We start from the raw sequence: 12422 nt of genomic DNA on the forward strand, positions 1-12422 counted from the left end.
GAAAATCCCCTTAAAATTATGACGGATACACAAAGGAGACACGGGATATGAAGCCCTGATCAACCGGCAGGCTGCGTCTTAACTTTGTTGCCTTGCTCCGGCTGTTTGATTTCTATCTTCACCCCCGGCATCAAACGGAGTTGGCCGTCGATCACTACCGTTTCTCCCGATTGCACCCCTTTCTCAATAACAGTTTCACCGTTGAGGGCGGTTCCGACCGTCACCTGGCGAAGCTCCACGCTCTTATCCGCTTTAACCACGAACACGAATGGCCCCTGCTGGCCGGTCTGAATTGCTTGAGTGGGGACTACCACCGAATCAGGCCTGGTGGTCAGAACCACAATTACATTGACGAATTGCCCCGGCCAAAGACGCCTCTCCGCGTTGACAAAGGTGCCCTTCAACTTGATGGTCCCCGTTGTCGAATCGACCATATTGTCCAGAAAACTTATCGTCCCGGTTTCAGGCGGTCTAACGTCATTGGGGATGGCAGCCGCCACTTTCAGCCTTCCGCCGGCCATGTACTTCTTGATTTCGAGCAGATCATTTTCCGGTACAGAGAAGGTAACATATACCGGATTGATCTGGTTGATGGTGACAAGCACCGGAACATCGTTGGCTTTCACAAGGTTCCCTTGCTGAACCATCAGATTGCCGGTGCGGCCATTAATCGGTGAGCGGATGAAGCAGTAAGCCAATTGGATCTTCGCGCTCTCAACAGCAGCCTGGTCCGATGCCAGCGTTGCAGCAAATGCATCGGCACTGGTTTTGAGCTGGTCGTACTGTTCCCGGGTTACGATGCCGTCCTTCACAAGCCCGCCATAGCGCCGCACCTGTTCATCTGCATTTCTTGCCTGGGCCTGATCCTTTAACAGATTCGCCTGCGCCTGCTTGAGCGCCGTTTCAAAGGGGCGAGGATCAATAGTAATGAGGAGATCCCCCTTCTTCACTTCCTGACCTTCCCTGAAATGGACCCGGGCAATCTGTCCATTGACCTGGGCTTTGATTGAGACGGTGTTGTAAGCTTCCACATTGCCGATAGCCTTCACCTGGACCGGCACATCTTTCTGCACGGCCGTTGACACTTTAACCGGTACCGGTGGCTTCGGCCGGGGCTTTTCCTGCTTCTTCGAACAACCGGGGAGCAAAAACATGATAATCGGCAGCAACAGTGCAAACTTTGCACCCGTCAACGCAATTTTACTGATATGTATGGATAACTGATGAAGACCTGTTGTATAGTTCATAATCGGCTCTCCTGCCGTCGAGTTTATACTTTCTTCATAGCACATCGGGTCTGTTTATTAAAGAATTTCTGCATTAGTCGGATATGCTCAACTTCACAGTTTCCCATCCGGGTTTCCGCATGAAACTATTTGCTAAATATCTTCCCCTGAAATCCGATAAGAAGATTGATAGTCTTGGCAAACGGTCATTACTTACTTCTTCAAGGACGGTGACCATAATGAAACCTCCTCTTCGGGTACTGATTATTGATGATTCGCCAGACGATGCCAGGTTGATCGTTAGAGAACTTCAACATGAATTCGATCCGGTAGTCGATCGGGTTGAAACATCAGAAGAAATGAAGTCGGCTCTTAATGCCGAAAACTGGGACGTTGTCATATCGGACTACGTCATGCCGCAATTTAGCGGCTTGTCCGCACTGAAATTACTGCATCAGCTGAATATCGATTTACCGTTCATAATGGTGTCGGGACAGATGGGTGAAGAAGTGGCCGTTGAATCCATGCGTGCCGGCGCCCGCGACTACCTCATCAAAGACAACCTGACCAGGCTTATCCCCGCAATCAAACGGGAACTTAAAGAAGCATTCGTCCGTAACGAGCGCAGAAAGGCCGAGAAAGCGCTTCATGCCACAGAAGCAAGGTTTCAGAGCCTTGTCGAACAGTCGCTCGTAGGCATCTATCTGCTGCAAGACGGTATTTTTTCCTATGTAAATCCGAAGTTTGCCAGGATTTTCGGATACCAGCAAAACGAGCTTATAGAATCCAAAACTCTTTTGGATCTTGTTGCCGAAAGTGACCGCAACAAGGTTATCGAAAGCTATTTGAATCTGCTGGGGGAAAATGCCCAAAGCCTTCACTTCAATTTCCAGGGAAAGCGCAAATATGCAAAAATCATCGATCTGGAGGCACACGGCGCTAAAACTGAACTGAATGGAAAACCGGCCGTCATCGGAACTTTGCTCGACATTACCGAGCGTAAGCGCGCGGAAGAAGAACTGCGCAAACTTTGGCGAGCGGTAGAGCAAAGTCCGGTTTCAGTCGTGATTACAGACACAGAAGGCAACATTGAATATGTAAATCCCAAGTTCACGGCTGTTTCCGGTTATAACGAACAGGAGTTGCTCGGGAAGAATCCTCGAATTTTACAAGCCGGCACCATGAAAGCGGATGAATACAAGCAGATGTGGGAAACAATCACCGCGGGAAAGGAGTGGCACGGCGAATATCACAACAAAAAGAAAAATGGCGAACTTTTTTGGGAAAGTGCATCAATCTCCGCCATTAAAAACACAGAAGGACAAATAACCCATTACGTTGGAGTCAAGGAAGACATAACCGAGCGCAAGAAATCAATCGAGCAGTTGCGTCAGGCGCAGAAAATGGAAGCAATCGGTCAACTGGCAGGTGGAATTGCACACGACTTTAATAACCTGCTCACAATAATTAACGGATATAGCACCCTTTTGCTGCGATCATTGGGGATCGATTCTCCCCAGCACAAAGAGGCAGAGCAGATACTGCGCGCTGGCGAGCGGGCGGCGGATCTGACTCGGCAGCTTCTAAGCTTCAGCCGCAAACAGATATTGGCGCCCAAAGTACTGAATATAAATACTCAGGTTAAAAACATCGAAAAAATGCTCTGCCGTCTGATCGGTGAGCATATCACACTCGTGACAAACATGGATCCGGACGTGGGATTGATCAAGATCGATCCGGGTCAGGTTGAACAGATCATCATGAATTTAGCAGTGAACGCCCGTGATGCTTCGGAAGACGGCGGAAGGATCGTCATAGAAACAGCCAACGCAGAGTTGGATGATGAATTTGCCGCAAACCACCCCGGTTCCGTTCCCGGGAGTTATATCATGCTGTCGGTCTGTGATAACGGCATGGGCATGAGCGAGGACGTTAAAAGACGTCTGTTTGAACCCTTCTTTACCACAAAAGAACTGGGACGAGGCACAGGCCTGGGGCTTGCGACGGTGTACGGCATCGTCAAGCAAAGCGGCGGTTATATCGATATAACCAGCGAATTGGAACAAGGAGCTACTTTCAAGATATTTCTGCCCCGCGTCCACCAACAGATGGATACTATTACAAAACCGTCCACCGAAGAAGTTCCGCAAGGCTCACAAACTATTCTCGTAGTTGAAGACGAGCCGGGAGTTCTTAACCTCGTGGTCCATACATTAAACAAACAGGGGTACAATGTCCTTGAAACAACCGACCCCCTGGAGGCACTGGAGATTTTTGACCAGCATCAGACGGAAATTGATCTGGTGTTGACCGACGTTGTCATGCCCTTTATGAGCGGGCCGAAGCTGGCTGAAACATTGACGCAAAAGAAACCGGGGATTAAGATAATTTTTATGTCGGGCCACACCGACGACAAGATCAATTTTGAAAAGATCCTCGAAAAAGGGGTGCCTTTTCTGGCAAAACCTTTTGTTAACGGTTCATTGGTAAAAAAAGTCGGGCATGCGTTGGGTAATGACGCTATCCGGACTGAAACCGTTAAGGCATAAGGAGATGGTACATGAAAGAACATATACTGATTGCAGACGATGAAGAGATGATTAGAGATCTTCTGTGCGCTACCCTGGGCAAGGAAGGTTACATCTGTCATCAGGCGAGCAACGTAGAAGAAGGCCTTGCTATCATGAAAACAGAGCCGATAGATATTGCCTTCCTTGATATCATGATGCCCGGCCGCTCCGGAGTCGAATTGCTGAAAGAATCCAAGACCCTTAAACCGGAAATCATCGTTTTGATGGTCACAGCCATGAATGATATGGATACGGCTTTGTCGTGCATTCACCTTGGCGCAGAAGATTATATCACCAAGCCGTTCAACCTGGACAGGGTTCTGCTGATTGCTCGAAATGCCACGGAAAAACAGCGGTTGATGCGTGATAACAAGGAATACCAGGCTAATCTGGAAATGAAGGTACGTGAACAGACGGAAGTGATCCGTACCGCAATGGGAGAAATAAATCTTGCCTATGAGCATACGTTGACAGCACTCATAAGGGCATTGGATGCAAGGGAAAAAGAGGTGGGCTCCCATTCCGAACGGGTTATGGCGTACACACTATTGCTTGCCGGGGAAGTGGGCATAAACGAAACCGACCGGGCTGCAATGGCCAAAGGCGCGCTCCTGCACGACATCGGCAAGATCGGCATTTCAGACAACATTCTCTTGAAACCGGGAAAATTGAACAATGACGAATGGACCGTAATGAAACAACATCCTCATGTGGGACATGAGATACTCACGGGAATAAATTATTTCAAAGGGGCTGCTGAATTAGTGCTCGCCCATCACGAGCGCTATGACGGCAACGGCTATCCAAACGGGCTGCAGGGCGATACAATTCCCGTCAGCGCACGCATTTTTGCGCTGGTAGACACCCTCGACGCCATGACATCAGACAGACCTTATCGCAAGGCCCTTCCTTTTCATGCAGTCATAGATGAAGTTGTCAAATGCAGTGGTTACCAGTTCGACCCGGCTTTGGTGGATGTATTTTTGAAAGTTCAGAAAAAAGAGTGGGAAGAATCTGCCGGAAAATACTTTCTTTAGGTACATAGAATTTCCTGATATACCGATTTTGATTGGAGGGGCGAAGCAAACGCTTTATCTGCTTCGCCCGCCTTTGGTGGCGTTGCGAACAAGGGCGAAGCACGATGAAGCCGTGCTGTCGCCCCTACGTGGTATATTGATAATTACCAAGTCCCTTAATACAATATCGTTTATTCAGTAGCACCTATCTTGTAACGCTCCAACCGGTCCCGCAACGTGTTACGGCTGATTCCCAGCAGTTTAGCGGCAAACACCTGATTATTATTGGACTTTTCCATGGCCATATGGATAAGGGCCTTTTCAAGCCCCATATTGACGCTCTCGTAAATAGTGCCTTTGTTCTTGATGCAAATGCCTTCAAAAACCGGTTCGAGCATGTTCCAGAAGACCTCGTAATAGTCTTCACCGGCAATGTCAAGGTCGACCTCCTTGAACCCTGCCTTGGCTTGTAAAAATGACTCCAGATCTTCCGGCATCAGGATACCGCTTTTACAAAAAACGGTTGCCGAATTGATGACGTTTTTCAACTCTCGTATATTCCCTTCCCAAGGATGCGCGATCAGCAACTCCAGGGTTTCCTTCGCTATGCGCTTGATTGATTTTCCATATTTACGGGAAAATTTCTTGATAAACAGATCAATCAGCAGGGGAATATCTTCTATCCTTTCCCTGAGAGGCGGCAAGAAAAAATTGACGACACGCAACCGATAAAAGAGATCCATTCTGAAAACCTTCTCTTTCACCGAATTAATCAGACTCTTATTGGTTGCAGCGATGATGCGCACATCGACTCGTATGGTTTCATTCCCCCCTACCCTCTCGAATTCCTGGTTTTCCAGTACCCGCAATAATTTACCTTGATTGGACAGGCTCATCTCGCCGATTTCGTCCAGGAAGATCGTACCGCCGTTGCACTGCTCGAATTTGCCGATTCTGCGTGCATGGGCATCGGTAAACGCTCCTTTTTCATGGCCGAAAAGTTCGGATTCCAGCAATGCTTCCGGTAAGGCTGCACAGTTTACTGCCAAAAACGGTCGGTTCTTCCGCCGTGAATTGTTATAGATGGCCCTAGCCAAAAGCTCCTTGCCGGTACCGCTTTCTCCTTGAATCAAGACAGTTGCATCGGAATCGGCCACCTTCCCGACCATTTTCCAGATCTCGATCATTTCAGGCGAAGAGCCGATCATGATGTCATCGGCATGCTCATCTTCGGATAACTGCTTGGTATCTTTGGTATATCTTACTTTACGACTGAGAAGATTACATTCCAGAGCCTTGTGAACAGCGGATTTCAACTTGTTCATATCAAACGGCTTGGTCACATAATCATAGGCGCCATACTTCATGGCCTCAATGGCATTCTGGGTAGTCTTGTTGCCTGTAGTCATTATGACTGACAGCCCCGGATCGATCTTCTTCGCTTCCTGCAGCACTTGTAGGCCGGATTTCCTGGGAAGATTAATATCGACAATAGCCACATTGGGACGCTCTGTCGTAATAAAGCGAAGGGCCTGTTCACTTTCGCTCTCCAAAATAATGTCCATCTCTTCACCGATGAAAACGGTCTTTAACATCTGGAGAATATCAATGTCATCATCCAAAATAAGCAGTTTGGTATTCATAATATGTCCTCTCGCTTATACGTAGATACTTTACATATCGGCTTAAAAAGCCTGCACTTTAGAAATTAAGGAATTATAATCGGGTAGGAGGCGGGATTGCTCCCGCCGTCCTCCCACACCACCGTGCGTACGGTTCCGTACACGGCGGTTCATGAAGTACGTTGAAGTCGGTGAAGCTGGTCTATGAGTGATACCAGCCCCAGTTTGTCGAAGTAGAATTTCGGAACAGCTTTGTTCATATGCGCGGCCCCTGCATTCCACCAGGGGCCGCGGCCGTTTGTGGCCGACCGCCATGCAGTTGCCTCCGATAATCCCCGCCGCATCAGTTTCTTTGCTCGCGTCTTGGGGCGCTTCCACTGCTTCCAGAGAATGCGACGCAGTTTACGTCTCAGCCATCCGTCCAGTTCCTCGAAGATGCCTTTTACTTCCGCGTACCGAAAGTAGTTTAACCAACCCCTAAGTTTCGGGGTTGTCTCTTCAACGGTGGTTTGGATGTTCTGACCCCTTCCCCGCCTAAAGATCGTCTTGAGGTTGGCCTTGAGCCTGGCAGCCGCTTTCTTGGCCACGGTAAGCCGCGGTTTGCGGTGCCGGGTCATGCTGTAACTCAGAAACGACCTTTTCCACGGACGGTCAACCGCGCTTTTGCCCTGGTTGACCGTGAGCTTGAGCCGCTCGGACAGGTAGCCGGTAATTGAGGCCATGACACGCTCGCCGCTTCTCCTCGTTGCAACATAGATATTTGCGTCGTCGGCATAGCGGCAGAACTTATGGCCCCTTCTTTCCAGTTTCTTGTCCAGTTCGTCGAGGAGGATGTTGGACAGCAGCGGCGAGAGAGGCCCGCCTTGCGGCGTGCCTTCCAACCGGGGTGACGTCACTCCTCCTTCAAGTATCCCTGCCTTAAGGTAGCTGTCGATAAGGGACAGCACCAGACGGTCTCCAACCTTGCGTTTCACCAGCGACATAAGGGTGTCGTGGTGGACTCGGTCGAAAAATTTCTCAAGGTCAATGTCAACCACCCACCTAAGGCCGCTCTCTACATACTTCCGAGCTGCCTTGATCGCTTGATGGGCGCTCCGTCCAGGGCGAAACCCGTGGGAACTTATGGAGAAACCAGGGTCGAACAGCGGGCTCAAAACTTGATGCACCGCCTGCTGAATGAGTCGGTCAAGGACGGTGGGAATTCCCAGCATCCGTGTGCCGCCTCCCGGTTTGGGAATTTCTACTTTCCGCACCGGTTGCGGGTGATACGTTCCCGTCAGCAGTTCTTCTCTGATGCGCGGCCATTCCTCCTGTAGGTAGCCCTTCAGGGCCGTTACCGGCATGTTATCGACGCCGGGCGCTCCCTTGTTGCGCATTACCCGTGAGTATGCCGCCATCATGTTGCCGCGACTGACGATCTTCTCCATCAGTCCCGTTGCCGCTTCCGGCCAGTGAGCTGCTTTCCTTCCCGTGACGTTTGCCGCACCTCTCCCTTTCTCTCGCGGTTTCCAACCGCTACCCTCCGGGCTGGCGCCGGGTATCCCAACCCGGCCTTCTGCTGCTCCTGTCGTCATCGAAACTCAAGGCTCCTGTCCGCTTACTTCAAGTTCGGCCCTTTGTCGGTCGGTTATTCCGACTCGTATGGCCTCTGCTGACTTCTGCCAACCCATCCCGGCACCTCTCGATGCCGGTAGCACAAGGCAGGTTGACAGACCTCCCAGGGTAATGCGCGTGACCTTCATCCCATATACCCGCCGCATCTACTTCCACATCTTTCTGGATGGTTATCGGGCTTTGAATCTGTTTGCCTTCTCGCCCAGATGTGGCTGCCTCATATGCGATTCCTGTTCGTCGGGCCAGGACTTTGCCTACAGCTTCCTTCAGATTCCGGGTCGCCCCGGACACCCTTGCTGTTCAGCTATCGGTTCCCACCATCAGGGTCCGAAGAGGACTTTCACCTCCAAGTCACCAATCAGGCACCATACCCAATTGGATGGCGCTTACGCGCCACGCGCCATGCCTGGCGCACAAACAAAAAGGCCGCTTCTCGCAAAGCGGCCTTTGTACAATGAATAGTTTAATAGTTACGAGTTGAGGGGTTTGTTACATATCCTCGTCATCCGGTTCTTCTTCGCCGTATTCATCCACACCAAAGGACTCATCGAATCCCATGTCGCCCGCTCCTTCGGCGTCATCCAACTCATCGGCCATAAACTGTTCAGGCGAACGCTCGTCCTCTTCCTTTATTGCTTCGAATTTTGCCAGGATATCGCCCTTGGTGCAGTAACGGCCGTCCTTGTGCGAACAGACATCTTTGTCGCACAGGTCAAACAGTTGAATCTCACTACAGAGTCTCGGCGGATTTTGTTCTTTTTCCATACATTACCTCTTCGTGCAGTTTTGAGCCGGCAAATGGCTCCTGTAAAACTCAGCTTTTATACACGTACTCCATAGCCCGATTAACATCTTCAACGCATCCGATATATATTGGAGCCCGCTGGTCAAGGCCTTCGGGCTTGATATCGAGTATCGGTATCTTACCATTGGTAGCTGCGCCACCGGCATGTTCTATGATAAACGCCATGGGATTGAGCTCGAACAGTAGGCGCAACTTGCCGTTTGGTGACCCGTTCAAAGCAGGATACATGAAAAGCCCCTTCCCTTTCATCAACACCTGGTTGATATCAGGGACAAACCCGCCGGAATAACGCAGCTTGCAACCTTTGGCTTCCAGATAGCGGATGAACTTTTCATCACCTTCGTTATATTTATTACGCAGACCGCCAGGTGAATATATATTGCCGTCAGGCTGCATCCGGATATTCTCACGTGTCAGGTTAAATTCCATCAGCTGGTTCATGGTAAATTCATGGACACCGTCGCCAACGGTGTAGACCAGCGAAACTCTCGGCCCATAAAGGATATACATGGCCGCTACCTGCTTGCGTCCCTCCTGGAGAAGATCGCAACCTGAAAAAATGGAAACGATCGTACCAACGGCCAGATTGACATCAACCAGCGAAGAACCGTCAAGGGGATCATACGCAACGGAATAGAGGCCATTGGAATCCGTGGTCACCTGGTATATCTCGTCCATTTCTTCGGAAGCAATATTGCAGACAACACCTGAATGAATGAGTCGTTTCCTCATGATACGGTCAGACAACACATCAAGGGCAAGCTGCTCTTCACCGTAAAGATTGGACGTACCCGCCACCCCAAGATCGCCGGTCCTTACGGCATTGATGACGTATTTGCTCGCCTCGGCAATTTCGCAGATCAGATGAATGAGATTGTCGCAAATATTTTGACTGCGCAGATGGCGCCGCAGATCAATTTGAAATTTGGATTTCCCCGGCTCACTAAACATTAATTACCCCCTCGCAGATGGAATATATTGAATTATACGAATACAGCTTAATTTAAACGCCGGCTTAAATCAAGCAAAAAAGCCGTTAAAGCCCGCTGTTACTTGACTTTACGGATTGTCATGGTATCTGGTTTATGGTTGCGGAACCGACCTGACCGTGGCATTTAATATGACGTCCCCGGGGCATGATATCATGCCGCAACAAGTCGAGAAACTGGAGGATTCATGGTAGTCAAAGAGAGACGAACATTTCTCGGCGTATGCCTCGGCGCTTTATTCGCTGCTGGCGCCGGAGCCATTGCCTATCCGGTGTTCAGATACCTGGCTCCGAGACGTGAGATCGGCAACAAGGGTAAAGTTGAAATACCGGAGTCGGAACTGACCGCAGGGAGTGCAAAATACTTTGAATACCAAGGGAAGGCAGCGGTACTGATCAGAAAAAAAAGCGGAGCCCTGCTGGCGCTTTCTGCGGTCTGTACCCACCTCGGTTGCGTCGTCCAGTGGCAGAAAGAAAATGAACAGTTTCTCTGCCCCTGCCACGCCGGTCTATTTACAGCTGATGGAACCGTGATTTCAGGCCCTCCGCCCAAACCGCTGGAAAAGATTTCCTTTGTCATCGCAAACGGCATAATAATTGTAGGTTGAGTGTGGAGGTCCCATGTCGCTTCTAAAAAAAATATACTGCTGGATCGACGTGCGCATTGGCGCCGGAGAACTGGTGGAGAAGGAGTTGACCGGATACCTCCTCCCTCGGAACATCAACGTCTGGTATTCCATGGGAAGCATCCTCCTGGTGATATTCTTCCTGCAGGTGGTTACAGGGATTCTGCTCCTGGTCTATTATGTGCCGGATGCCGACAAGGCCTTCCACAGCGTCACGTTCATCATGAATAACGTCCCGTTCGGCTGGCTGATCCGCATGTGTCATGCAGTCGGTTCAAACATGATGGTGTTGATCCTGCTTTTTCACATGTTGTCGGTCCTGTTCATGGGGAGCTATAAAAGCCCGCGGGAAATGAACTGGCTATCAGGGTTTATCCTCTTCAACCTCGTCCTGGCGGTCTCGCTGACCGGTTATCTCCTCCCCTGGAGCCAACTCTCTTTCTGGGCAACCACTGTTGCCACCAACAGCGTCGGCGCAATCCCTTACGTCGGAGAATTTCTCGTGGAATTCCTGCGCGGCGGCAAACTGGTCGGTCCGGCTACCCTTGGGCGCTTTTTTGCCCTGCATGTGCTCCTGATACCATTGACCATCGCTGCCGTCGTCGGCGCACACCTCTTTTTCCTTCAGCGAACCGGCGTCTCCACTCCCCCTTTTGGCCTGACCGATTCAAGAAATCAATGGCAGGGAGACAACTACCGCTACGAAAGCCATCCGGGAGGCATCCCCTTTTTCCCCAACTATGCGCTTCAGGACATGACCTCCATCGCCATTTATTTTGCATTTTTCCTGGGTGTGTTTTTTTTCGCCCCTTACATATTCTTCCCTGCAGATGCATTTGTACCTGCAAACCCCTTCCTGACCCCCGCCCACATCAAACCGGAATGGTACTTCCTCGCCAACTACCAGACCCTGAAAATATTCCCCAGTGAATTTTTCGGTCTTGCCGTGCAGGGAGCAGCCATGACCTTTCTCGCACTTTTGCCGTTCATCGACCGGGGTGTAGAGAAACATCCGCTTAAGCGCCCCCTGTTTATGGTCTGCGCAATCGGCGGCATTCTGCTGTATCTCGCACTGATGATATGGGGACACTACTCATGAACATGAGACTATTTTTGCACTGGGGCTTTCCAACCGCATTCATAACCCTGTGGATGGTACTCTTTTCCTTTCCTGTAGCTGCTACAGCACAAAATCAGACCGTCTGTCTTCAGTGCCATGGGAGTCAAAGCGGTCGTGGCGGTGCTATGGTAAAACCTTGGCAAGGAAGTATTCATGCGGAGAACGGTACCAGCTGTCATGACTGTCACGGCGGTGACCCAAAGGATGCGGTTAACGCCATGAATCCTGCACGCGGCTTTCTGGGAGTACCGAAAGAAATTGAGATTCCCTCCTTTTGCGGCCGCTGTCATATCGGAATCAGGGACGATTACCTGCAAAGCGCGCACGGCAAGGCACTGGGCCATGGAGGGCCGACCTGCGTCACCTGTCACGGCAGCCATGACGTGAAAAAAGTGACCCTGGATATTATCAATGAAAAGAACTGCTCTCGCTGCCACGCTTACGCTCGCGCAGCGGAACTCAAGGCAGCGATGGAGCAGGCAGAAAAGCAGATAGTGGTAATCGAGGAGCGGTTAAAGGTCTATAAAGGCGAGGGGGTCAATACCGATGCGAGGGAAAAAGCGCTGTTTTCCGCTCGCAACAGGTATCATAGACTTTTTCATGAAGTAAATACGGCAAAGGTAAGGGCAGAATCAGCGCAGATCGTAACGGAACTAGATAAAATACAGCGCGGTTTCGGCAATATCGAAGCTGAAAGACAAAAAAGAAAAATAACAGGCGTCGTAGCTGTAAGCGGCTCGCTCCTAGCCGCCCTACTCTTTTATCTCTTGAGGAAAACCTACGATTAGCCGGGCGGCAACACATTTACAGCAACAAATCGCCCCTCAACGGGTTT

At 50.3% G+C, this 12422-nt stretch carries 10 protein-coding genes; 5 read left to right on the plus strand and 5 right to left on the minus strand.

Annotation, left to right across the window (positions count from 1 at the left end; genetic code table 11):
- Window positions 1-59: 59 nt before the first annotated feature.
- Complete coding sequence (locus GURA_RS12055) at window positions 60-1247, minus strand: efflux RND transporter periplasmic adaptor subunit (RefSeq protein WP_011939244.1); 1188 nt, start codon at window positions 1245-1247, stop codon at window positions 60-62.
- Between the two features lie 218 nt (window positions 1248-1465).
- Between GURA_RS12055 and GURA_RS12060 the strand changes: the two genes are divergently transcribed.
- Entirely contained in the window at window positions 1466-3775 is a 2310-nt protein-coding gene (locus tag GURA_RS12060) for a PAS domain S-box protein (protein WP_011939245.1), read from the plus strand.
- Between the two features lie 11 nt (window positions 3776-3786).
- Window positions 3787-4833: an HD domain-containing phosphohydrolase gene (locus tag GURA_RS12065; RefSeq protein ID WP_011939246.1), complete on the plus strand. Its 1047-nt coding sequence runs from the start codon at window positions 3787-3789 to the stop codon at window positions 4831-4833.
- A 170-nt stretch (window positions 4834-5003) separates the two neighbouring features.
- On the opposite strand, the gene GURA_RS12070 is transcribed toward GURA_RS12065, so the two are convergent.
- The 4 genes from GURA_RS12070 to GURA_RS12085 all read right to left on the minus strand — a co-directional run bounded on the left by GURA_RS12070 (window position 5004) and on the right by GURA_RS12085 (window position 9804).
- The gene (locus GURA_RS12070) at window positions 5004-6455 is read right to left on the minus strand and encodes a sigma-54-dependent transcriptional regulator (protein ID WP_011939247.1); all 1452 of its coding nucleotides are present in this window, start codon (window positions 6453-6455) and stop codon (window positions 5004-5006) included.
- A gap of 149 nt (window positions 6456-6604) precedes the next feature.
- Window positions 6605-8008, minus strand: coding sequence for a group II intron reverse transcriptase/maturase (ltrA, locus tag GURA_RS12075; protein ID WP_011937128.1), 1404 nt, complete (start codon window positions 8006-8008; stop codon window positions 6605-6607).
- A 529-nt stretch (window positions 8009-8537) separates the two neighbouring features.
- Window positions 8538-8813, minus strand: a complete 276-nt coding sequence (locus tag GURA_RS12080) for a hypothetical protein (protein WP_011939248.1) — start codon at window positions 8811-8813, stop codon at window positions 8538-8540.
- Between the two features lie 49 nt (window positions 8814-8862).
- On the minus strand, window positions 8863-9804 hold the full coding sequence (locus GURA_RS12085; RefSeq protein WP_011939249.1) for a class 1 fructose-bisphosphatase: 942 nt from the start codon (window positions 9802-9804) through the stop codon (window positions 8863-8865).
- A 225-nt stretch (window positions 9805-10029) separates the two neighbouring features.
- Here GURA_RS12085 and GURA_RS12090 point away from each other — a divergent pair, with 225 nt between their 5' ends.
- From GURA_RS12090 to GURA_RS12100, 3 genes are all read left to right on the plus strand, one after another.
- Window positions 10030-10449, plus strand: coding sequence for a QcrA and Rieske domain-containing protein (locus tag GURA_RS12090; RefSeq protein WP_011939250.1), 420 nt, complete (start codon window positions 10030-10032; stop codon window positions 10447-10449).
- 13 nt (window positions 10450-10462) lie between these two features.
- Complete coding sequence (locus GURA_RS12095; RefSeq protein ID WP_011939251.1) at window positions 10463-11566, plus strand: cytochrome b; 1104 nt, start codon at window positions 10463-10465, stop codon at window positions 11564-11566.
- 146 nt (window positions 11567-11712) lie between these two features.
- Window positions 11713-12375 carry a cytochrome c3 family protein gene (locus GURA_RS12100; protein WP_232278905.1) on the plus strand — a complete coding sequence of 221 codons (663 nt, stop codon included), beginning with the start codon at window positions 11713-11715 and terminating at the stop codon, window positions 12373-12375.
- Window positions 12376-12422: the final 47 nt, after the last annotated feature.

The organism is Geotalea uraniireducens Rf4, assembly GCF_000016745.1.
In the GTDB taxonomy this organism is placed as follows: domain Bacteria; phylum Desulfobacterota; class Desulfuromonadia; order Geobacterales; family Geobacteraceae; genus Geotalea; species Geotalea uraniireducens.